The 21107-nt window shown below is 60.2% G+C and carries 21 protein-coding genes and 2 pseudogenes; 17 read left to right on the plus strand and 6 right to left on the minus strand.

Annotation, left to right across the window (positions count from 1 at the left end; genetic code table 11):
• Position 1 precedes the first annotated feature (1 nt).
• The 6 genes from FJ986_RS27315 (at position 2) to FJ986_RS30585 (ending at position 5008) form a co-directional block, all read left to right on the plus strand.
• A complete protein-coding gene (locus FJ986_RS27315; protein ID WP_140523288.1) occupies positions 2-976 on the plus strand; it encodes an ABC transporter permease in 975 nt (324 codons plus the stop codon).
• Complete coding sequence (locus FJ986_RS27320) at positions 976-1986, plus strand: ABC transporter permease (protein ID WP_140523290.1); 1011 nt, start codon at positions 976-978, stop codon at positions 1984-1986. Before FJ986_RS27315 ends, FJ986_RS27320 begins: the two co-directional genes overlap by 1 nt.
• A 30-nt stretch (positions 1987-2016) precedes the next feature.
• On the plus strand, positions 2017-3231 hold the full coding sequence (locus FJ986_RS27325; RefSeq protein WP_140523293.1) for a sugar ABC transporter substrate-binding protein: 1215 nt from the start codon (positions 2017-2019) through the stop codon (positions 3229-3231).
• Between the two features lie 183 nt (positions 3232-3414).
• The gene (locus FJ986_RS27330; RefSeq protein WP_140523295.1) at positions 3415-3747 is read left to right on the plus strand and encodes a hypothetical protein; all 333 of its coding nucleotides are present in this window, start codon (positions 3415-3417) and stop codon (positions 3745-3747) included.
• Positions 3740-4780 carry a GTP-binding protein gene (locus FJ986_RS27335; RefSeq protein WP_140523298.1) on the plus strand — a complete coding sequence of 347 codons (1041 nt, stop codon included), beginning with the start codon at positions 3740-3742 and terminating at the stop codon, positions 4778-4780. Before FJ986_RS27330 ends, FJ986_RS27335 begins: the two co-directional genes overlap by 8 nt.
• Before the next feature lie 54 nt (positions 4781-4834).
• The gene (locus tag FJ986_RS30585) at positions 4835-5008 is read left to right on the plus strand and encodes a hypothetical protein (protein WP_181167739.1); all 174 of its coding nucleotides are present in this window, start codon (positions 4835-4837) and stop codon (positions 5006-5008) included.
• Between the two features lie 496 nt (positions 5009-5504).
• On the opposite strand, the pseudogene FJ986_RS27345 reads toward FJ986_RS30585, so the two are convergent.
• Positions 5505-5942, minus strand: a pseudogene (locus FJ986_RS27345) (transposase); the annotation flags it as partial.
• A 559-nt stretch (positions 5943-6501) separates the two neighbouring features.
• On the opposite strand from FJ986_RS27345, the gene FJ986_RS27350 reads away from it, so the two are divergent.
• Positions 6502-7377, plus strand: a complete 876-nt coding sequence (locus FJ986_RS27350; protein WP_224656195.1) for a hypothetical protein — start codon at positions 6502-6504, stop codon at positions 7375-7377.
• 215 nt (positions 7378-7592) lie between these two features.
• Here FJ986_RS27350 and xth read toward each other — a convergent pair whose 3' ends face one another.
• The 3 genes from xth to FJ986_RS27370 form a co-directional block, all read right to left on the minus strand.
• Entirely contained in the window at positions 7593-8369 is a 777-nt protein-coding gene (gene xth, locus FJ986_RS27355) for an exodeoxyribonuclease III (protein ID WP_140523301.1), read from the minus strand.
• Between the two features lie 10 nt (positions 8370-8379).
• Positions 8380-8562, minus strand: coding sequence for a DUF3606 domain-containing protein (locus tag FJ986_RS27360; RefSeq protein WP_140523303.1), 183 nt, complete (start codon positions 8560-8562; stop codon positions 8380-8382).
• Between the two features lie 1206 nt (positions 8563-9768).
• Positions 9769-9984 carry a hypothetical protein gene (locus FJ986_RS27370; protein ID WP_140523309.1) on the minus strand — a complete coding sequence of 72 codons (216 nt, stop codon included), beginning with the start codon at positions 9982-9984 and terminating at the stop codon, positions 9769-9771.
• Between the two features lie 171 nt (positions 9985-10155).
• Here FJ986_RS27370 and FJ986_RS27375 point away from each other — a divergent pair, with 171 nt between their 5' ends.
• The 5 genes and pseudogenes from FJ986_RS27375 to FJ986_RS31025 all read left to right on the plus strand — a co-directional run.
• Positions 10156-11166, plus strand: coding sequence for an SDR family oxidoreductase (locus FJ986_RS27375; protein WP_140555432.1), 1011 nt, complete (start codon positions 10156-10158; stop codon positions 11164-11166).
• Positions 11167-11420: 254 nt separating this feature from the next.
• Complete coding sequence (locus FJ986_RS27380) at positions 11421-11558, plus strand: hypothetical protein (protein ID WP_224656193.1); 138 nt, start codon at positions 11421-11423, stop codon at positions 11556-11558.
• A gap of 512 nt (positions 11559-12070) precedes the next feature.
• A complete protein-coding gene (locus FJ986_RS27385; RefSeq protein ID WP_140523311.1) occupies positions 12071-12307 on the plus strand; it encodes a hypothetical protein in 237 nt (78 codons plus the stop codon).
• A gap of 623 nt (positions 12308-12930) precedes the next feature.
• Positions 12931-13617 (plus strand): amidohydrolase, encoded by a 687-nt coding sequence (locus FJ986_RS27390; RefSeq protein WP_318013174.1) that lies wholly within the window; start codon positions 12931-12933, stop codon positions 13615-13617.
• Positions 13599-13733, plus strand: a pseudogene (locus tag FJ986_RS31025) (ACP phosphodiesterase); the annotation flags it as partial. The gene FJ986_RS27390 and the pseudogene FJ986_RS31025, both read left to right, overlap by 19 nt.
• A 224-nt stretch (positions 13734-13957) precedes the next feature.
• Here FJ986_RS31025 and FJ986_RS27400 read toward each other — a convergent pair.
• On the minus strand, positions 13958-14836 hold the full coding sequence (locus tag FJ986_RS27400) for a GNAT family N-acetyltransferase (RefSeq protein ID WP_140523314.1): 879 nt from the start codon (positions 14834-14836) through the stop codon (positions 13958-13960).
• Positions 14837-15063: 227 nt separating this feature from the next.
• Between FJ986_RS27400 and argE the strand changes: the two genes are divergently transcribed.
• The 5 genes from argE (at position 15064) to FJ986_RS27425 (ending at position 20269) form a co-directional block, all read left to right on the plus strand.
• Positions 15064-16188 carry an acetylornithine deacetylase gene (gene argE, locus FJ986_RS27405; RefSeq protein WP_140523316.1) on the plus strand — a complete coding sequence of 375 codons (1125 nt, stop codon included), beginning with the start codon at positions 15064-15066 and terminating at the stop codon, positions 16186-16188.
• Between the two features lie 17 nt (positions 16189-16205).
• The gene (locus FJ986_RS27410; protein WP_140523319.1) at positions 16206-17129 is read left to right on the plus strand and encodes a glyoxylate/hydroxypyruvate reductase A; all 924 of its coding nucleotides are present in this window, start codon (positions 16206-16208) and stop codon (positions 17127-17129) included.
• Between the two features lie 14 nt (positions 17130-17143).
• A complete protein-coding gene (locus tag FJ986_RS27415) occupies positions 17144-17500 on the plus strand; it encodes a cupin domain-containing protein (protein WP_140523322.1) in 357 nt (118 codons plus the stop codon).
• A gap of 229 nt (positions 17501-17729) precedes the next feature.
• The gene (locus FJ986_RS27420; RefSeq protein WP_140523325.1) at positions 17730-18773 is read left to right on the plus strand and encodes a tartrate dehydrogenase; all 1044 of its coding nucleotides are present in this window, start codon (positions 17730-17732) and stop codon (positions 18771-18773) included.
• A gap of 20 nt (positions 18774-18793) precedes the next feature.
• Complete coding sequence (locus FJ986_RS27425) at positions 18794-20269, plus strand: NAD-dependent succinate-semialdehyde dehydrogenase (RefSeq protein WP_140523327.1); 1476 nt, start codon at positions 18794-18796, stop codon at positions 20267-20269.
• A 147-nt stretch (positions 20270-20416) separates the two neighbouring features.
• Here FJ986_RS27425 and FJ986_RS27430 read toward each other — a convergent pair whose 3' ends face one another.
• A complete protein-coding gene (locus FJ986_RS27430; protein WP_140523330.1) occupies positions 20417-21106 on the minus strand; it encodes a haloacid dehalogenase type II in 690 nt (229 codons plus the stop codon).
• Position 21107: the final 1 nt, after the last annotated feature.

Raw genomic sequence — 21107 nt, forward strand, 5'->3', positions numbered from 1 at the left:
GATGGCATCCGATACGCCTCGCGGCCGCTTGACAATTCTAGGCAACGGAGCGGTCGCCGCCATCGGCCTGCTTATCGTCATGTTCGCCGTCTATGCCGCCCACGAGCCTTCGGCACTCTCGCTGTTCGGCATCGGTAACCTCCTCAACAACGCCATCGTACTCGCCCTCGCCGCAACGGGACTGACGCTCGTCGTGGTATGCGGCGAGCTGGACCTTTCGGGCCCCGGTGTGATCGCCATCGCGAATGTGGTGGTGGCGACGGTGAGTGGCGGCGATGCGGGCGCCCTTGGCAGCTTCGGCCTGGTTCTGTTGGTCGGCCTCGTGGTCGGTGGTCTCAACGGCATACTGGTCGCCTATTTTGGACTGCAGTCGCTCGCCGTGACGCTCGGTTCTCTGATCGCATGCCAAGGCATCGCGCTCCTCATCCTTCCGGCACCTGGCGGCGAGGTGGTGGAATCCATCGCTTATGGCATCACCGGCGACATTCTACGCATTCCCGTGCCGGCGATCCTGTTGGTGCTGGTGCTCGTCTTCTGGTTTCTGCTCAAGCATTCGCGCATGGGCATAGCAATGTACGCGGTCGGCACGGATCAGACGGCCGCGCGGCTCTCGGGGCTCAATATCCGCGCCACCAGGCTATTCGCTTTCGTGGCCGCCGGCCTGTTCTATGCCATGGCCGGCTTCGTTTTCAGCGCCGAGATCGGTTCGGGCGATCCACGCATCAGCGATTCCTTCTTGCTGTTCATGTTCGCGGCGGTCGCGATCGGCGGCACGTCCCTGTTCGGCGGTCGCGGCGGGGTGGTCGGCACGCTGGCCGGTGCAGGTATTTTGACGGTGTTGCAAAAGATGCTGTTCGCGCTCGGCGTGGCTGACTTTTACACCAACATCTTCAACGGACTTATCATGATCTTGGCAATCCTTTTCGGCCAAGCCTCCGTCTATTTGGCGCGCCGTTCCGCGAGAAGGGAAGCCTGATGACCGACAAGGACATTACGACCCCGGCACAGACGTCCGAGCACGGCGCGCAGAGCGCGCGCCGCGCACTTGTCTCATCGGACCTTGTGCCGCCGATCACCGTGTTCGCCGCCACGGCGCTGCTGGTCATCGGCACGAAGATCGCCAGTCCCAATTTCGGTTCGTTCGACCAGCTCACCGCCATACTGGTTACCGCCATCTTCCTGGTGGTCGCTTCGTTCGGGCAGGGGCTGGTGATCCTTCTGGGCGGCATCGACTTGTCACTGGGCGTGGTCATCGGTGTCGGCGGCATGATGATCGCGGAACTTACGCGCGGCAGCAACGACGCGCTGCTGTACGCCATTCCGCTTACCCTCTTGTGCTGTCTTGGCATCGGTCTCATCAACGGCATCGGTGTGGCGATTGCCAAGATCCCGCCCTTCATCGTGACGCTGGCGTCCGGCATCACATTCTTCGGGGTGGCGCTGGGTTTCACCGCGGGCAATTCGCAACAATCGGTCGCTCCTGCGATCCAGCAGTTCATGAGCTCCCGCTGGCTGGGGGTACCCTACCCCGTCTATTTCATAATCGTCTTTGCGGTGTTCGCCTGGCTGTTCCAGAACAAGAGCGCGGAAGGCCGCAAGCTCTACGCCATTGGCAGCAGCCCTGGCGCGGCCAACGTGCTGGGCCTGCCGATCGCCGCGCTCACCATCGCAGTCTATGCCATCAGCGGCCTTTGTGCCGGAATGACCGGCATCCTCTTGGCCGGCTATTCCTCGAGCGCGACGCTTGACATGGGCGATGCGCTGCTGATGCCCTCCATCGCCGCCGTCGTCATCGGCGGCGCACGGGTCACCGGTGGCTCCGGCATCTATCTCGGAACTCTTGCCGGCGCGCTCTTCCTCAGCACGTTGTCCACCGTCATCACCACGCTCAGCCTCTCGCAGGGATTCCGCGACCTGGTGCAGGGCGGGATCATCATCATCGCTTTGCTGCTCCAGCGTGGGCGGCTCAATCTGCGAAGCCGTTAGTCGGCGGTCGCTTCAAATGGGAGAAAGAACATGAAGAACGCTTCGCGTAGACTGACTTACGGCCGGGCGGCCATCGCCGCCACGTTGCTTGGTCTGGGGACATCCAGCGCGAATGCCCAGGATACCTACAAGGTGTTCCTGAACATGAGCTACAGCGGCAACACCTGGCAGGCGAGCGCCGCCAACGGCATCAAGGCACTGGCTTCGACCCCGCCTTACGACAACCAGGTAGAGTTCAAGACCATTATCTCCGGCACCGACGTGCAGAAGCAGATATCTGACCTCCAGAGCATGATCGCGGCAGGCGCCAACGCCATTCTTCTGTATCCGCTCTCGCCGACTGCGCTCAACCGCACCATCAAGCAAGCCTGCGATCAAGGCGTCGTGGTGTTCACATACGACAGTACGGTTACGGAGTCCTGCGCGCACAACGTCTCCAACATCACCGCCCGTTACGGCGCCAATACGGCGCAGTGGATGGTGAACCAGATGGGCGGCAAGGGAGAGCTGATCTTCAACCACGGCGTCGCCGGCACGACCGTGACCAAGACCTATGACGAACAGGCCTATGGCGTGTTCAAGAAATATCCCGACATCAAGATCGTCGGCGATTTCTATGGCAACTGGAACGACGCGACCTCGCAGGAGGAGGTTGCCAAGATCCTAGCCGCGCACCCCAACGTCGACGGTATCTGGACGGTTGACGGCACCTTTGGCTCTTTGCAAGCCGTCATCAACAGTCGTCCCGACAAGCTGGTCGTGATTGCCGGCCAGTCCAACAACGGCTATCGTCTCGCGATGGCGGATCCGGCAATGCAGGCCAAGGGCCTGAAAGGCGTCTCCTCGAGCGCGGGTCCGGCCGTTGGCGGCTACGCCTTCAAGCTCATGATGGAAGTCGTGACCGGCAAGAAGAAGCTAACCGCTAACAACATCGAATATCCGCTGCCATGGGTTGAGCCGCAGGATGTGAAGCTCTGCCAGGGTGAGACCTTCGTTGACGGCTGCAACACTTTCCCTGCCGACAAGGTGCCACCGCTCTTCATCGACACCTCGCTGAACGGCGATCTGCTGCCCGAACTCAGCTTGAAGTCGGTGCAAGATGGTACGCCCACGCCGGGCGCAACCATCAAGGATCTGCCCGACGTGACCTACGCCGACAATTTGCCCGGCATCAACTGCGGAAAATGTGAGCCGACCAAGGGCTGGCTGGAGCCAAACAAGGTTAAGCCGATCCCGGCCCCTTGAGTTCCTCGACAGAAGAACGCGGCCTCGGCATTTCCGAGACCGCGTTCTTCTTCTGGTCGAAGCCTGCGGTAGACCAGGCAGGGGGGACTTGGCATCGCCAGGCAGGGCAACCACCTACAGAGGAACTGTAAGGCCCTGTCGGGGTCAAACGGTCTCCGAAGACGGTCATCCAAGGAGCAGATCATGTGCTCGCTATGCGGCGTTCTAGGCAGCAACGAACATTGGACCGATGCCGTGGCCCGGCCCGGCGTTTACACGCGCAACGTCGAAAACGTTGACCGGCGCCGTGAGCGCGCCAATCGCGTCAGGATAGCTAATCTCATCCTGGCCTCCTTCGGCATGCGGCTGGCGGACTGGCAGGGGACGGCCTTTGTCATTTCAACGCGAACGGGCAAGACCGAGATCATCAACGATCTCGGACACCTATGGCAGGCTGCGGAGCGTCTTTCGGGCAGGACTTGCGATCCGTTGGAGGCCGATGTCATCGCAAGCTTCGAAGCCGGTCGCGATGGCTGAACTACCGCCTTTCACCCCGGTCCACCTGCTGACAGGTTTTCTCGGCTCGGGCAAAACGACGCTTCTGAAACGGTTGCTTGATGACCCTGATCTATCGGACGCGGCCGTGCTCATCAATGAATTCGGCCAGGTTGGGCTCGACCACCACTTGGTGGAACGAATTGACGAAACCATGGTACTGCTTCAGTCCGGCTGCGTGTGCTGCACCGTGCGCGGTGAACTGGCCGACGCGATCCGCGATCTATATTCGAAGCGGGAGCGAGGCCAGATATCCCCGTTCCGGCAGGTAGTGGTCGAAAGTACGGGGCTGGCTGACCCATTTCCGATTCTTTCGACGCTAAAATCCGATCCGATGCTGAAGCACCATTTCATCGTGGGAAATGTGGTGACCACCGTCGACGTCATGAACGGGATTGCCAACCTCGACCGATATATCGAATCCAATCGTCAGGTGGCCATTGCCGACAGGCTGGTCATGACCAAGACCGATCTCGCTGACGACGCCAAAATCGGGCGACTTGCAGATCGGCTGGAGCGCATCAATCCGGATGCCCCGATACTGAATGTCCGCTCCGGGTTCTGCGCACGAGATCTGTTCGAGCAGGAGACTGTAGCCCGTGCAAGCCAGCTGCAATCGCAGTCAGGCTTCTTCTGCGAGGAGGCTGCCGTGTTGGCGACTGCCGACGGACAGGCGCATCAAGCGGCGATCGCATCCTGCGTCCTGGTCTGGGACGAGCAAGTCGATTGGACCGCGTTCGGCTTATGGCTCACCATGCTGCTCAACAGACATGGAGAGCGTGTCCTTCGGGTGAAGGGCATCCTGAACATCGCAGGTGAAGACCGCCCGGTCGCGGTCCACGGTGTGCAGCATCTCGTTCATCCTCCTGTACATATGGAGGCGTGGCCGAGCCAAGACCGCACATCGCGGCTGGTCATCATTGCCGACGGCCTCGATTTAGAACGGGTGCAGCGCTCATTCGCTGCATTCGCATTGGCCAGCCAGCCCAAAGTCATGGTGATCGGCGGCGCGTAGCCGAGCGCCAATGTACCCCACACGGACCAACCGACCGCGGCGATGGTCATTGGCATGCCGATCATGATGATCATCGTGGCGATGCTGGTGCTGCTGATGATCATGCGTCATCGGCGACCGAAGCGCGGCGGCGATGATCAGCATCACGCTGCCTTCGTCCCAAGCGAAAGCCGCTCCCCGCTCAGAAGACACAAACCGCCAAGCGCGGCGCGGCCGACGCGATGTTGAGCGCCTCTCATACACGCTGCGGCTCGGTGCGGCATCCCAGAACCACGATCACGCCCAACTGCGTCGGCATCTTGCCGATTTGGTCGCGGCCTACAATTTCGGTCGCAGACTCGAAACCCTCAAAGTCTCACCCCCTACGAGTTCATCTGCAAGGCATGAGCTTCCCAGCCCGAGCGCTTCACTCTCAATCCGCTCCAGCAAATGCCGGGACTTCTCTATTCGGTGTGTTGAAGTCAATCGCTTTCAAGCTTCCTCTACCATGGGCATTTGATGTCTTTCGCGAGGCCCTGCTTCTCTTCGGGATCGGCGCTTTGGCCCTCCCAGCATGGGATCAGTTGGAATGAAGGGGACAATCTAAACAGCGTTCTCACCACGTTGCCGCGGTGGAAACGAGTCCCGGCACGTCCTCTCTTCATCCTCCGTCCCGCGAAGGACATGTATCCGCCCTTGGCGGATCCCGTTATCGGATCTTCTCCCTTTCGTTTGGTGGACCCGGCTATATCACCCCCGTCGCTTCCTCTCGCGCCCAGCGGAACTCACCGCCGTCGGACCATATTCTGTGCATGATGACAGCCATTCTGCGAGCAAGGGCAACGGTCGCCCTTTGCCGGCCTCGACGTTTGGCGATGTTCATCCCCAAGTTTTCAGCCATGACCACTTTTTCACCACCGTCAGCAAGACTTGCGCGGCTTCATAAAGCAGCGTCCGCATCATGGCGTCACCGCACAGGGAAACACGTCCGACGCGATTGTCCTCGCCTGATTGATGCAACCGCGGCGTCAACCCGAGAGCCGGACCTACGGCTTTCGAGTTCTTGAAGCGTGCAGGAACGTCGACCGTGGCATTGAAAGCCAGCGCAACGACAGGGCCGATACCAGGCACGGTCATCAACCGCCTGCAGAACCGTGTCATCCTTCACGATCGACAACAACCTTTCATGCAGCACCGTGAACTGCTCGCGAAGTTTCTGTCGGGCGGCAAGCAACGCCTCCATAATGTCACATAGCTCCGGAATGTCGTTGGAAAGGTCCTGGATGCGATCTGCAAATTTGGCAGCGCCGACAGACTGGTGCAGCCATGGGTATCTCCCCTCGACAACCCCCTTCAGAAAAAACGCATCCAGCGGCCATTTCTCCTGAATTCCCGCACTTTGGCTTTCCAGCGATAAACTGGCCTTGGGCGATGAATGGAAACGGTCAGGTGTCTGTGCTCGAGAAGGTCCACATAATTGGCACTGTTGAATTTCGATTTCGGTCTCGAATTAAGAAAGCTGGTGCAAATCCAGCTTGATCGGCCTCTCGGGCTTCCGGACGAAAAGCGCAGATCCTGTTGCATTGCGCGCTGGATCGCCGATCGCGCTATCGCCCAGGCCCTAGCGAAGTAAGCAAAGGTACGTTCGCCTCCTGCAATCTGGGAGTTCTTGCCGACATCGGCGCGAAGGGCACTTGCGCCTTCGTAAAGCGTTCTCCTGTCAGAGATGCGGTGAAGGCTCCATGATCATGAAGAGAACGGATGGATCAGGTTCGAATGACAATGTCTCAACGGGCGTGCCGGCGTCCTTCCCCTTTGATCGGACCACCGTCGAACGCTTCCGGAAGAGTTTTCCCCGGGCCCGCTGGAGCGATCAACTCAAGGCCTGGTTTGTCCCGGGAAAGACCGCAGCTCGGCGCGTCAATCGTTGGATGGAGCAAGAACTCGCCGGATCGAGCGTGCATGCTGACAGCAGAGGACGCGACGCCTACGCCTTCGATCCTATCGTTTCCAAGTACCTGTTCGTGCACCAGGATCGGCTGGAGGTGCAAACACCATATTCTCGCTCGGTGGTGAAGGTGATGCGCGACGTGCCGTTTGCGTCCTGGGATCCCGACAGGCACGCTTGGAAAGTGCCATATCGCTCCTATGAACAACTGCATCGACGCTGGGCGGAAATTGAGGCTGCCGCTCTTCGCAACGAGCCCGAAGCGCGAAAACAGCGCGCGGCGCAGAGGCAGGGGTCTCCGCAAGAACTGGCGTCTCGCGCCCATGCCACGGAACGCCGCCGCAGGCGCTATCCGCTGGATCCAAACGATCTTCCGCCGCTTGGCCGGCCGGTAATGACACGGGGCTACGGTGTCATCGTCTTCATCGGGTGCGATGGCGAGCCCGTCGATGGCGACATTCTTGGTACCCAGTACGCCGACTTTCCAGACCACCATGACTATGTCTGGGGTCGGTGGCGTCCCGCCGCCTTCGATGAGCTCATCAAGACCTGGCCCTCGCGAACCAAGACGGAGATTGGTGACGCGCTTTGGTGGCAGCCAACTCTCGATGACCTCAGGGTCGCACGAAAGGCGGCGCGTGGGTTGGAAAGACGGCGAGGTCGAGTGTGACCCTGTTTGCCACCGTTGAGGCTCTTCTCGATGCCTCCACCGAAGTCTGCAAAGTCGGCGGGTCCATACCTCGTCGGGTTTGGACTCGATCCGTGCAAGCACGCGCGTACGGAAATTGCTGTCAGGCTCAACCAAGGACATGTCCGAAATATGCGACAAGTTTCGGACAAAGGCGTGAACCTGCTGACATCTGAACTTGGCCCCGTCAAAATCGACTAGTCGAGCTCTATCCAAGCCGGCGCATGATCGCTGGGCTTTTCCCACCCTCGCGTCCCAACATCCACGCCGGCATCGCGAAGCCTGGGCGACAACGATGGACTGACGAGCAGATGGTCCATTCGCAGGCCAGAACTCTTGTCGTAGCCGCCGCCATAGGAGTGATTCCAATAAGTATAGACCCCCTTCTCCGGGCGGATGCGCCGGACCGCATCGATCCAGCCATCCTCAAGCATCTCGGCATAGGCTTGCCGGCTCTCGGGGAAGAAAACCGCATCGCCGAGCCATCGTCGCGGCACCACGGCGTCAATCGGAGTTGGAACGACGTTGTAGTCTCCACACAGCACTGTCGGCGCTCCCGCTTTGAGCAAGTCCTGGCCGTGGCTGATCAAGCGGTCGAACCAGCGCAGCTTGTAGTCGAACTTGGGACCAGGCGCTGGATTCCCATTGGGCACGTAGAGACAGCCGACAACGAGCCGGTCCACCTGGGCTTCGATGTAGCGGCTGTGAGTGTCATCAGGATCGCCAGGCAAGCCGCGCCGGCGTTCAACCGGGTCCATCCCTCGAGTTACAATGGCCACTCCGTTGTAGGATTTCTGGCCATGCCAGATGGCGCCGTACCCCGCCTCGCGGATGGCCTCGATCGGAAATTTCTCGTCGGACGTTTTTAGTTCCTGGAGGCAGACGATGTCGTAGTTGGTGGCCGAGAGCCACTTGAGGAGCACGGGCAGCCGTCCATTGACACCGTTCACATTGAAGGTGGCAATCCGAACCATTTGTCGTGGCTCATTTCTTTCCGAGTTTGTCCTTGACCTTCTTGCGACTGTTGCCGACCGATTTCACGGCCGATTTGACGTCGGCTTTGCTTGCCCCACTCTTGCCCGCCTCGTATTTCACCTCATGATTCTGCCCGCCAGCGACCTTTGCGCGGTCCTGGCTGCGCCCGCGAGTTGTTTGAGTAGCGGCCATTTCTTCCTCCAAGGATTACGTTTCGATTTCCCAACAACGCGGCCGGACTCTTCCGGTTCAATTCATCGGCGCGTAGTGTGGAACTGAAAGTCAGGGCCGGCTATTGGATCGAACTATGTGTTCGGGTTCCGCATGCCGGCCGTAGAGGCCGCCCTCTACCCGGACATTACCCCCTGCCTCAGTTTCGTCCGTTCCAGCGCTGCGCGCTGATCGACGACATACCGGTCCATACGGGAATGACGAAGTGCAGGTGAAATGAATAGGAGATCGCGGCGATCTCTCCTCGATATACACATGGCGAGGCGAGCGACCGCGAGAAGCACGAATGTCCTCTTTGGAAATCCGGTACCCATCCGGTGAAGCAGCCTTGCTGACATAGGCTGAAGGGCTGCAAGTTCTAGTGCCAGCACTAGGAGTAGCCCTATGACGAAGCATCAGATTGAAGTGATCACCTCGGTCGAGCGGCGCCGGCGCTGGGCCGGAGGAGAAGGAGCGGGTGGTCGGCGCGACATTTGAACCGGACGCCAATGTTTGGAGCTTGCGCGATCGGCCGGCATTCAAGGATCGATGACGGACGCTTTGATCGCATTGGTAGCCGCGGCCACAGAGCGCACGGGACTGCCGCTCCCGGGTCCAGCGGCTTCACTTCGTCCAAGTTTTCAGGCTCTCTCACATTCTCCCGAGCAGCCAGATCAGCCCAGCGTCCGGCTCGGCCTCAGTGCTGCTGGTACCTGACGCCCTTTCGAGGGCGCAATGGATGTTTCGCAAAGTCGAGGTGCATGACTATCATAGTTAATTGTAACTGCTGGTAACCTTGCGTAACCGGTAGCCATCAGTAGCTTTTGAGCAGAGAACGGTATGTTGTATCCTGGTCGTTTTTTGGGGCCGAGCGATATTGTTATGCTTGCCCACGTTTGTCACTCCGTCTGCAAAGAGCGCGGCGTAGCCCCTGCTTCGAACGAAGCAGCGCGCATTGCTGCGCACGTCCTCAGGCTCTTTATGAACGGCCTGACTGAGGAGGATGAACTGCTCGATGCTGAGAGGAACTGGGCTCGACGGCTCGACCCGTCATACCTGCAGAATCCCGTCAATTACGCTGAGACGGAAGAGGCCGCGTAATCCCCAGGCGCTTGTCAAAGGTGAAATTATGTCGGTCGTGCAGACCGATTAGATCAATCACCAGCCGCGAGCTCCGGATCGGCCGGCTCAAATCATTGGACGAAGATGCGTTGCCGCTAACGGGCAAAGAACTCTGCTAGCGGTCAATTGGGTGGGCGAAATTCTGTGGGCCCACAACGCCAGCAGGATCGCCTCGTACGCACTGCCGATCTCCCAGTCGAGGTAATTTCGGCTGTCATAGCCGATGATTTGCTCCATTGCTTCCTTATCTCGGGCATTGAGAGCTCTTGGGTTCGCGGTCAATCGGACCTCCTGCGCAACCAGCCGCCCAGCCATTCGCCATCCCGTGGAGAAAATTCGCCATCCCGTGGAGAAAAGATGACATGGCGGCCCTCCTCGGGCTCTCTCGATCGGACCAAGGAGCCTTATCAGGCCGAGGCGGTTCGGACGTTTCACGCGCCTCGGAGAAGTCGAATGACCAAAGACCGTCCCCGTTCATTGTCCCGACGTGAAGTCATGGCGGCAGCAGGAGTCGGAATAGCGGCCGGCGTCTCGGGTACGGCCAGCGCCCAGCAAACAACGACCAAAATCTCAGAGAACGGACCCGCGATGCAAGATCCCCGCTCCAAGTACCCGAAGCCGCCATTCGAAGCACAGACGCAGCCCTGGCCCGGCCTGGCACGCGACATGAAGCCGAAACCCGACCACGGAGAGACCAGCTACAAGGGTTCAGACCGGCTTGCGGGTCGCAAAGCTCTGATCACGGGAGGCGATTCCGGTATGGGCCGGGCCGCCGCTATTGCTTATGCGCGCGAAGGAGCGGATGTCGCGATCAACTTCTATCCGTCGGAAGAGCCCGACGCGAGTGAGGTGATCCAACTTATACGAGATGCCGGCAGGACCGGAGTCGCGCTTCCCGGCGATTTGCGGGAGGAGGCTTTCTGCCAGAAATTGGTTGCCGACGCCCTGCAGCAGCTCGGCGGGCTCGATATCGTCGTCTGCAATGCCGGCCGGCAGCAGGCGAAACCCTCCATCCTCGACATAACGAGCGAGGACTTCGACGCTACAATGAAGACCAACATCTACGCGCCGTTCTGGATCATCAAGGCGGTGCTGCCGCATCTGAAGCCAGGATCCTGCATAATCGGAACGACCTCGGAACAGGCCTACGATCCTTCGCCCGAGCTCTACGACTACGCTCAGACCAAGGCCGCGACTATGAACTACGTGAAGTCGTTGGCGAAGCAGCTCGGACCTAAGGGTATTCGCGTAAACGGCGTGGCCCCGGGACCGATCTGGACGCCCCTGCAGATAAGCGGCGGCGCGTCGGAGGAAAAATACAAGAAATTCGGCAGCACAACTGCGTTGGAACGGCCGGGTCAGCCGGCGGAACTGGCCTCCATCTATGTGCAGTTGGCAGCCAACGATGCAAGCTTCGCAACCGGAAATATCTACGGGTCCGGCGGCGGCCAGGGGCAGCCATAAGCAAACAAAGGGGCAAAGGTGATGCTCCCAAGCGGATCCTTCATCACCTCGTCGCCCGCAAGATCCGCTGAGCGGCTGAGCGATGCCATCAGCTCCGCCTGCGGGGATATTCGCCGTGCAGGAGGAACATTTCGCGAGGGGGGCAGTTTGCGATCTGTGTCTTCCACTTCCACGAAACAGGTGCGAAATGACCGTTCGCGAGCTTTTAGAGCAGATCAAGGATTTACCGCCGGACGCTGGTCTGCAGCGCCGAAGTGGACGAAGCCTTTGGCATGAATCCTACTGCGGTAGAAATCGTTGACGACGCTCAAATTGGTAGCCGCAAGTCCGATGGCACCGAGGCGATCCAACTGGGCGGCGGGAGAGATAAGGTGATCGTCATTCGCTGGTGAGGCGCCGAGGGCAGCTTCCGTTCTTCAATAGAATTCACGTCAGCCATCGACGGCAAAGGCAAAACCGAGTTTGGAAGGAGCTTTGTCATGGCCATGCAGTCGAAAGCGCCGGCCTCGTGAAGCGCAGAAGGAGACCGTTCAGCGGGTGACGCACGAGTACAACCACGGCCCGCTATCGCGCCTGGAACTGGAAAGCCCGAAGGGAAGGGGGCCCGGTCTCATCGATGCTCTCAGCACGAAGGGGAATGTCGGCGGCATGATATGTGTTTCGCAGGACAGACCACGTTCCGTGATCCGGCCCCGAGGGCTATCGAGCTTCACACAAACCTTTGAACCCGGTCGGGCAAGCGCGGGATCGCCTGGCGAGGGATGCCGAGTTCGGGACAACTTGCAAAGATCGCAGCTTTCTCTTCACCGAACTGGTCTCATCTCTGCTTCGAATGATGCGAACCCGACCGGGCGCGAGCCAGTGCATGCTTCGTGTGTGGCACGCTCGACTTGAGCGCCGGTTGATGCTTTCCTATCTGGCTGGAGAGGCAAGGAATTGCATGGCAAGACTCGTTCGTCTCATAATCTGGCTGTTGATCGCGCCCGGTGACATTATCTCGATCTCGGATCGGCTTGGCGTTACCAAGGACCAAAACCGCGACCTTGTTCGCATGCTCTTCAATTCGCTCTTTTGGATATTAATCGTCATCATCGGCTTGGCGATCTGGACGTCACGAATGCCGGCGTTTGGCTCGCGCTAAGATATGGTAGTGTCTCGGCCGTCTAATCGCGGACCGAAATGCAAATTTGTATTGGGATGTCGTTTGCCGGGAGCACGGTCGAAATAAGCCTGCTGCTGCCAAGCCGTGCACGACGCGGACAAGACCGACGTAACTAGCCGCACGGGCAGTGGCCCTCCGGGAAGCGTATCCGTACGTTTCGCCTCCCTGCGATCGTTTGGCAGAGCAAGTAGCCAAGCTCGCAGCTATGGAAATCGATCAAGGATGACTGGTGAGTGGACAGTTCGCCCCCCGAAACTGATCTTTGACATCGCCACAAGGCGACTAAGCCATCGAGGCCGAGCCCTTGCAAATACGCATGAAGGCTTCGCCCGGAACACCGGCACCGTATCGGGATGAGGTCACGATTTGGTTGATCATAGGAATCGGACTTGCTGTCGATACAGGGGACAGCAATGATCATCGTCTACTCCGCTGGGCCATCGAAGGCTTAAAAGGCCGGTTGTCCAAGCCGTCGGCAGGAGATTGTCATGAAGAAGCATACTTCTCGTGAGGACACATCCGCCGTCCTGTCGAACATGGGCAGGCTGCTGCCCGATCTTGAGGCGCTCTACAAAGACATTCACGCCCATCCGGAACTGTCGATGCAGGAGACGCGAACAGCGGGCATTGCCGCTGAAAGGCTCAAGAACGCCGGTTACGAGGTAACAGCCGGGGTGGGCAAGACGGGTGTGGTGGGATTGCTCCGCAACGGCAAGGGGCCGACGGTGATGCTGCGGGCCGACATGGACGCGCTCCCGATCGCCGAGAATACGGGCCTCGCCTTGGCCAGCAAGGTCACGGCGACGGACGCCGAAGGGAACACGGTGCCGGTAGGGCATATGTGCGGCCACGACATGCACGTCGCCTGGCTTGTCGGTGCGGCCACGCTGTTGGCGCAGACGCGCAAAGACTGGAAGGGTACATTGATGGCCGTCTTCCAGCCTGGTGAAGAAACCGCCCAAGGCACCCAGGCCATGATCGATGACGGTCTGCTTAAACGCTTCCCCACGCCTGATGTCGTGCTTGGCCAGCATGTCATGGTCGGTCCCGCCGGCACCGTCGCCGGCAGCGCCGGGCCAATCACCTCCGCGGCGGACAGCCTTCAAATCCGGCTGTTCGGACGAGGGGCCCATGGGTCGATGCCGCAAGCGAGTATAGATCCCGCCGTTATGGCGGCATCCGTCGTCCTGCGACTTCAGACCATCGTGTCCCGCGAGGTTGCCGCCACCGATGCGGCAGTGGTCACGGTCGGTGTGTTGCAGGCCGGCACCAGTTCACGCCGGGCCTGATCACGGACGGCGGCGAAGTCACAGTCGAATCCACGCAGGAGTTCTTGCGCAACTACATGGCCGAGTTCCATATGTTCATCGCACGGGTCCTTCAGGTGCTTCCAAAGGATGCCTGATGTTGTCACGGAGCCCCTAGACGGCTGCGATCCGGAGGCTGAGGGAAGGGCGGCCTGCTTGCTGCCTTTCGCAACAATGCGAGAGTGATTGATGGCGGATGGCCCACACCGAAGATATCTTCAAGGGAACGGGTAACCCAGAAATGCCACTACGAAGGCATAGTCGTGGAAATGCACTACCACAATCTGCAGTGGCGTCTTTCGGTCGCATTGTGGTGCCGCAGTCAGCTCAATGCGTGGCCAGCCAATCCATAAACCCACGGTCCGTTTTCTTCCCGGTTCAGGAAGCGACGCCCTTTGGACATGGTCGTAACGGTTTCGGCAATGCCAAGGCCGCACTGCTCGAGAAACGCGGCAAACATGCCATCCTTCTCCCGGGTATCGACTCGGGCGAACCGTCCTGCAAGATTTCTCAGATGGACGGCTGTGAGATGGACCGCGTCCAGATCACTGCGCGCGACCATCGGGCCGATCACGTAGCCACGCCCGAACTCGCGACACATGGAGTAGCCGACGATCTCGCCGCCACGGCTCAAAGTGCAGATCGAGGCATCCGCTGAGAGCAATGCGAGCAGCCTCTCGCGGTTTGTTCCAAACGCGCGCGTATCCAGCTCGATGATCTCATTCAGCCTGTCGCTCGGCAGCGTCTGCAATTCACCTTCCAAATCAGCCATGGCCGGGAGTACCAGCGGAACCTCCCCCTGTCGCATATATACGATGGCCTCGGTCGTGAAGCCAAGTGAGACATAGAGAGGATAGGCGACATGGGTGGCGTTGAGCGCCAGATTGCGATCGCCACACTGCTCAAGCACTTGGTCCATAAGCCATCGGCCACCGCCTTGCGCTTGCGTGCGGGGCGTTGTGATCACTACGCCAATGGTGGCGAAATCGTCCCCTTGCGGAAACCACATCGCGCTGCCGAAAACCCGACCAATGCCGTCTACGGCAACAATGCCGCGGCCGGCGCGGCGCAGAATATCCCAGTCCTTTGGCCGATGCGGCCAGCGGACTGAGATCGACAGCGCGTGCAGCAACTCGACGTCAACATCATCGATGTCCCGCGCGACCAGTTCGAAAGACTTCAGGCGCACTGATCTCTGCATTTCAGTCGACCTGCTCCTTATATCCAACTCGCGAGCACGTCCTGTCGTCGCTGACGGTGCCGCAGCCGTCTTTTGCCTTATGATTACACCCGAAAGCCAGCAGGTTTCGCTGGTTCCGGGCCAATATTCGAAATCTTCGGCCAAAGCATAGCTTCATTCGGCACGGAATGCTCTCGCCTGCTGCCACACTTGTCGCATCCAGCGAACTGCGAGTGGAGCGGCGCCCGGTGAATGTCGAAGAAATTCTAGCGACGCTGATCGCGTTCCCCTCGGTCGTGGGCTCGCCCAACGGCGCGATCGTCGACTGGGTGCGTGAATATTGCGAGGCGGCCGGAGCAGAAACGACCGTCCTTTGCGGCCCCGAAGGCGACCGGTCCAACCTGTTTGTCACGATCGGGCCGCGGCGTGCCCGCGGCTACATCTTGTCGGGCCACCTGGATGTCGTGCCGGCCGGTGAGCGGGAATGGAACTCGGATCCCTTTGTTCTGCGCCAAGATGGTGCCAGGCTTCATGGCCGAGGCACCTCCGACATGAAGGGCTTTCTTGCCTGCGTGCTGGCTGCGCTGCCGCGGCTTGCGGCGACGAACTTGCAGCGGCCCATTCATCTCGCATTCTCCTATGACGAGGAGGCGGGTGCCCGTGGTGTGCCGCATCTCATCGCCGCCCTGCCAAGCCTGTGCGAGAAGCCGCTTGGCGCGATTATCGGTGAGCCGAGCCGAATGGAAGCCGTGCGGGGGCACAAAGGCAAGGCGGCCGCGCGGCTCGAGGTGATAGGCAGGTCCGGTCATTCTTCACGGCCCGAGCTGGGACTGAATGCCGTGCATGCAATGTCAGGTCTCGTCACGCAGATCGTGGCCTATGGTCAGACCCTTGCGGATGGGCCGTTCGACACGGATTTCGCGCCTCCATACTCGTCATTGCAGGTTGGTGTCATCGCTGGCGGCCAAGCCGTCAACATCATCCCTGATCGCTGCACCGCCGATATCGAGCTCCGTGCCGTGCCGGGTGTTTCCCCATCATCATTGCTTGAGCCGGTAAAGGCCCAGCTAATCGCTCTCCGTGACAGCGGCTTTGACGTGGCGTGGCATGAGTTGAGCGCGTATCCCGGTCTTTCGCTCCCGCAGAAGAGTGAACTGACAACCCTTCTGGCCGAGTTGACGGGGCAAGAGCCGCTGCCTGCGGTAAGTTACGGCACGGAGGCTGGCCTCTATCAGCAGGCCGGCATCGACGCGATCATCTGCGGTCCCGGCGATATCAGCCGGGCTCATCGTGCCAACGAATATATCGAGATCGGCGAACTTGTTGCCTGCCGGAGCATGATCGAGCGTCTCGGCACGCGCCTAGCCGCATAGCCGGAGAGGGCGGTTTCATGGCTTTTCTTTTCAATTCCGACCCGGTGCGCGCAGCGGTCTTCCGCAAGGTTTTCGCACGCGAGCTCCCGGACGTCGAATTGTTCCACAGCAGCGAATGTGTCGACCCGGAGAAGGTGCGCTACCTCCTGACTTGGACGGCACCAGATGACATCGCGCGCTATCGCAATCTCGAAGTGCTGTTTTCGCTTGGCGCCGGCGTCGACCAGTTCAAGCGTGAGAGCCTGCCTCAGCAGGTGAAGCTGGTGCGCATGGTCGAGGACGGCATCATTCGCATGATGCAGGAATATGTCGTTCTCGGCGTGCTGAGTCTCCACCGGGATATGGTGGCGTATCGTGAACAGCAGAAGCGCCAAGCGTGGCTCGGTCTTGCCGCTCCGCAAGCCGCCGAGCGCCGCGTGGGCTTTCTCGGCCTCGGCATGCTGGCGCAGGCGGCTATCGAGCGATTGCTGCCGTTTCGCTTTCCCCTCGCTGCCTGGAGCCGAAGCAGGAAGGAGATCGACGGCGTCACCTGCTTTTATGGAGCGGATCAGCTTGCCGGTTTCCTCGCGCGCACGGACATTCTCGTTTGCCTGCTGCCGCTGACGGAAGAAACCCGTGGCATCCTCGATGCGGCCCTCTTCTCCCGGCTGCCTGCCGGGGCGAGGCTGCTGCATGTCGGCCGCGGGCCGCAGTTAGACCAAACCGCCCTGCTTCAGGCTCTCGATAGCGGGCACCTTGATGCCGCAATGCTCGATGTCACCGATCCCGAGCCGCTGCCGGACGGCCATCCGCTCTGGCGGCACCCGAAGGTGATGATCACGCCGCACATCGCTTCCGTAACGCAAGCAGATTCCGCGGCGCAATCCGTCGTGGACAATATCCGGCGCCACCGCGCCGGGGAAGAACTGATCGGCCTCGTCGATCGGACACTCGGCTACTAACAGGGAAACATGACATGTCACTTCTGATCACGATCGACACAGATCCAGCCTTCGCGCCGAAGGAGGCATTGCCAACTCCAGAGCGGCTCATTTCGGGCAATCCATCCTTCAAGACGTGGGCGCAGGATGCCTCGAAAGGCGAAAAGGTCCTGACCGGCGTCTGGGAGGCGACGCCCGGCGAGACGCATTCGATCAAGGGCACTACCTGCGAGTTCTGCCACATCGTTTCGGGTCTCGTCGAGATCGAGGAGAAGGGCGGTGAGACCAAGACTTACCGTACCGGAGACAGTTTCGTGATGAAGCCCGGCTTTGTCGGCGTCTGGCGCACGATCGAAACCGTGCGCAAGATCTACGTCAGCGTTTACGACTGAGCTCAACGCTCAAGGTCCGGCCGAATAGCGCGCGCGGCGGTTCCAGAACAATCGACTTTCCAGATTCCGCCCGACGCGATTCGACGCGGTCGGGCGGCTCATTCTCGGCGAAAAATGCGGCGCGCTGTCGACTATTGTTCTGATGAAACCAGGTACGAGATGCCGAATGTCGCTGCAATGTTGAGCAAGCTGCGACCTTCGGTGCCCGTCGGTCTCCAGGAGGACCTCAATGAAGGCTTACACGATAGCGCACATCCCAGGCGACGGCATCGGCAAGGAGGTGACCGAGGCGGGATGGGACGTGCTGCAGGCTGCGGCAAAGCGAGGCGGTTTCGCCCTTGAGAATACAAGGTTCCCATGGTCGTGCGCCTACTACCTGGAAACCGGTGCGATGATGCCCCCAGACGGCGTCGAGATCCTACAGAAATTCGATGCGATCTACCTCGGCGCCGTGGGGTGGCCAGCGAAGGTGGCCGACTCCGTATCGCTTCACGGACTGCTCCTGCCGATCCGCAAAGGATTCACGCAGTATGCCAACATACGGCCGCACAGGCTGTTGCCAGGCGTTCGGGGACCCCTTCGCCGTGATGGTTTCGATATCCTGTGCATCCGCGAGAACACGGAAGGCGAATATTGCGGCGCCGGTGGGCGCATTCATACCGGCACGGCCAATGAGGTCGCGATCGAGACGGCAATCTTCACGCGTGCGGGTGTCGAACGGATCCTTCGCTTCGGATTCGAACAGGCGCGGACGCGCCGCAAACAGCTTGCATCCGTCACCAAATCCAACGCGCAGAGACATTCCATGGTTTTCTGGGATGAGGTCACGCGCGAGGTGGCGAAGGACTACGCCGATGTGGAGGTCTCGCAATACCACGTCGACGCCATTGCCGCCCGCATGGTGCTGGCGCCTGAAAGCCTCGACGTGATCGTCGCCTCCAACCTTTTTGGCGACATCCTCACGGATATTGGAGCGGCCATTCAGGGCGGGCTGGGTTACGCCGCCTCCGCCAATATCAATCCCGATCGCAGCGCGCCTTCGATGTTCGAGCCGGTCCATGGTTCGGCACCCGATATCGCAAATCTCGGTATCGCCAATCCGATCGCCGCGATCTGGTCCGGCGCCATGATGCTCGGGCATCTGGGCGAGCGGCAGGCGGCAGCCGAAGTGATGTCGGCAATCGAGTCCGCAACCGCACGCGGGATAGGCACGATTGCAGGCAAGGACAGGACTGAAGCAATCACGCAGGCCGTGCTGGCCGGATTAAGCTGAAAGAGCAGAGGAAAAGAACCATGAACGCAATAACGAAGATTGGTTTCCTGAAGGATGCGGACCTGTTTCGCCAGCGGGGACTCATTGGCGATGTCTGGCAGCATGCGCACAGCAACGCGACTGTCGATGTGATCGATCCGGCCAGTTTGGAAGTGCTTGGAACCGTACCCGACATGGGCCGGGATGAGACAAGGGCTGCAATAGATGCAGCGCAGGCAGCGTTCAAGGACTGGAAAGCCAGGACCCATGCCGAACGCGGAGCGCTTCTGGAACGCTGGCACAGCCTGATACGGGAAAATGAAGAGGACCTGGCGTTGCTGCTGACGCTGGAACAGGGCAAGCCTCTGGCGGAGGCACGCGGTGAAATCCGCTATGGCGCCTCCTTCGTGAAATGGTTCGCCGAAGAAGCACGCCGGATCGGTGGCTCGACCATTCCGTCGCCAACGCCCGACCGCCGCATTCTGGTGCTGAAGGAGGCCGTCGGCGTCTGTGCCATCGTCACGCCATGGAATTTCCCCAACGCGATGATCACGCGCAAGGTGGCGCCGGCGCTGGCCGCGGGTTGTACGGTTGTCATTAAGCCGTCGGAATTCACGCCATTCTCGGCGCTGGCGCTCGGCGTTCTGGCGGAACGGGCAGGTATTCCGGCCGGGGTGATCAACATTGTCACCGGCATGCCCACCGAAATCGGCAACGAACTGATGGCCAACGAGACGGTGCGCAAGATCTCGTTCACCGGCTCGACCCGCGTAGGAGCGCTGCTCATGCGTGGCGCGGCCGATAGCATCAAGCGGCTCAGCCTCGAGCTCGGCGGCAACGCGCCCTTTATCGTGTTTGACGACGCCGATCTGGGCAACGCAGTCGAGGGGGTGATCGCATCCAAGTTCCGCAATGGGGGTCAAACCTGCGTTTGCGCGAACCGGATTCTCGTGCAGGCGGGCGTTTACGAGGCTTTCGCAGAAAAGCTGAGCCAGCGCGTATCGCGAATGAAGGTTGGCGCAGGGACCGATGACGGCACTGAGATCGGCCCGATGATCAATTCGGCCGCGATCGACAAGATCGAGCGTCACATCGCGGATGCACAGGCGAAAGGCGCACGGATCATCGCCCAGAGCGAGACGGTGCCGGACGGCAAGCAATATGCACGGCCCGTCGTGCTGGGACAGGCTACGACCGATATGCTGCTGGCATCGGAAGAGACGTTCGGCCCGGTGGCGCCGCTTTTTCGCTTCGAGACGGAGGAAGAGGCTATCGCGATCGCGAACGGTACGCCATTTGGCCTTGCTGCCTATTTCTATACGGAGAACCTCAAGCGCTCGTGGCGTGTGGCCGAGGCGCTGGAGTTCGGCATGGTCGGGCTCAACACCGGCCTCATCTCGACCGAGGTTGCGCCTTTCGGCGGTGTCAAGCAGTCAGGAGTGGGCCGCGAAGGATCGCAGCTTGGCATCGAGGAATATCTCGAGGTCAAGACCCTTCATGTTGGCGGGCTTAACTAGGAAGTAGGTGGAAACACCTGCAGCTTCCAAAGTGTTGGAACAACAAGAAAGGGGCGGTGAAAACCGCCCCTTTCTCCGTATTGCGACCGGTGATCATTAACGAGGTGGGGAGCGCCGCAGCTTGGCGACTGCACTGGCAACAGACGTTCAGGCGAATTCACGAACGGGCTCCAGCCCGACGGCGCCGGCCAGACCGCCGATGTCCTTGATCTCGGTGTATTCGTAGAAGGGGTTCGCGGGCTCGTGGCCGCGATTCACCCAGACCTTGCTCTTGATGCCAAGATCATAGGCGGTCATGAGATCGTAGCGGAACGAGGACGACACATGCGTAATGTCTTCCGGGCCGCAGCCGAGCTTGTCGAACATGTGCTCGAAGCCCTTCATATGCGGCTTGTAGGCGCCGGTCTCCTCGGCCGTGATGACCATGTGGAAAGGTGCGCCGAGTTTCTCCACGTTCGACATGATCAGGCTCTTCATGGAGTTCGACAGGATCACCAGCGGAATCTCCTTGGCGACCTTGGCCAGCCCCGCCGGTACATCCGGGTGCGGACCCCATGTCGGTATTTCCGCATAGATGCGCTGGGCGTCCTCAGGCCGGAACGTCACATTGTTGCGCTTGCAGGCGCGCTCCACGGAATTGTGCACGACCTCGCTATAAGGCTTCCAGGCGCCAAGAACCTCATCGAGACGATAGGCCGAGAAGTCCTTGATGAACTGCGCCGTCACGGTTGCGGATAGTCGCGCGCCATAAACGCGTCGCGCCGCGCCGGCCATGTCGAAGTTGGTCAGCGTGCCATAGCAGTCGAAAGTGATGTATTTCGGTCTGAACTGGGTCATG

This window comes from Mesorhizobium sp. B1-1-1 (genome assembly GCF_006442955.1).
In the GTDB taxonomy this organism is placed as follows: Bacteria; Pseudomonadota; Alphaproteobacteria; order Rhizobiales; family Rhizobiaceae; genus Mesorhizobium.

What these genes read in the sequence shown, in the direction of transcription:
- FJ986_RS27420 (WP_140523325.1), top strand. Translation starts at nt 17,730, where the DNA reads ATGAAGGCTTACACGATAGCGCACATCCCAGGCGACGGCATCGGCAAG.
- FJ986_RS27320 (WP_140523290.1), top strand. Translation starts at nt 976, where the DNA reads ATGACCGACAAGGACATTACGACCCCGGCACAGACGTCCGAGCACGGC.
- FJ986_RS27410 (WP_140523319.1), top strand. Translation starts at nt 16,206, where the DNA reads ATGGCTTTTCTTTTCAATTCCGACCCGGTGCGCGCAGCGGTCTTCCGC.
- FJ986_RS27390 (WP_318013174.1), top strand. Translation starts at nt 12,931, where the DNA reads ATGCAGGAGACGCGAACAGCGGGCATTGCCGCTGAAAGGCTCAAGAAC.
- FJ986_RS27335 (WP_140523298.1), top strand. Translation starts at nt 3,740, where the DNA reads ATGGCTGAACTACCGCCTTTCACCCCGGTCCACCTGCTGACAGGTTTT.
- FJ986_RS27315 (WP_140523288.1), top strand. Translation starts at nt 2, where the DNA reads ATGGCATCCGATACGCCTCGCGGCCGCTTGACAATTCTAGGCAACGGA.
- FJ986_RS27385 (WP_140523311.1), top strand. Translation starts at nt 12,071, where the DNA reads ATGCTTTCCTATCTGGCTGGAGAGGCAAGGAATTGCATGGCAAGACTC.
- FJ986_RS27360 (WP_140523303.1), bottom strand. Translation starts at nt 8,562, where the DNA reads ATGGCCGCTACTCAAACAACTCGCGGGCGCAGCCAGGACCGCGCAAAG.
- FJ986_RS27400 (WP_140523314.1), bottom strand. Translation starts at nt 14,836, where the DNA reads ATGCAGAGATCAGTGCGCCTGAAGTCTTTCGAACTGGTCGCGCGGGAC.
- FJ986_RS27415 (WP_140523322.1), top strand. Translation starts at nt 17,144, where the DNA reads ATGTCACTTCTGATCACGATCGACACAGATCCAGCCTTCGCGCCGAAG.
- FJ986_RS27425 (WP_140523327.1), top strand. Translation starts at nt 18,794, where the DNA reads ATGAACGCAATAACGAAGATTGGTTTCCTGAAGGATGCGGACCTGTTT.
- FJ986_RS27350 (WP_224656195.1), top strand. Translation starts at nt 6,502, where the DNA reads ATGATCATGAAGAGAACGGATGGATCAGGTTCGAATGACAATGTCTCA.
- FJ986_RS27375 (WP_140555432.1), top strand. Translation starts at nt 10,156, where the DNA reads ATGACCAAAGACCGTCCCCGTTCATTGTCCCGACGTGAAGTCATGGCG.
- xth (WP_140523301.1), bottom strand. Translation starts at nt 8,369, where the DNA reads ATGGTTCGGATTGCCACCTTCAATGTGAACGGTGTCAATGGACGGCTG.
- FJ986_RS27430 (WP_140523330.1), bottom strand. Translation starts at nt 21,106, where the DNA reads ATGACCCAGTTCAGACCGAAATACATCACTTTCGACTGCTATGGCACG.
- FJ986_RS30585 (WP_181167739.1), top strand. Translation starts at nt 4,835, where the DNA reads ATGCCGATCATGATGATCATCGTGGCGATGCTGGTGCTGCTGATGATC.
- FJ986_RS27325 (WP_140523293.1), top strand. Translation starts at nt 2,017, where the DNA reads ATGAAGAACGCTTCGCGTAGACTGACTTACGGCCGGGCGGCCATCGCC.
- FJ986_RS27330 (WP_140523295.1), top strand. Translation starts at nt 3,415, where the DNA reads ATGTGCTCGCTATGCGGCGTTCTAGGCAGCAACGAACATTGGACCGAT.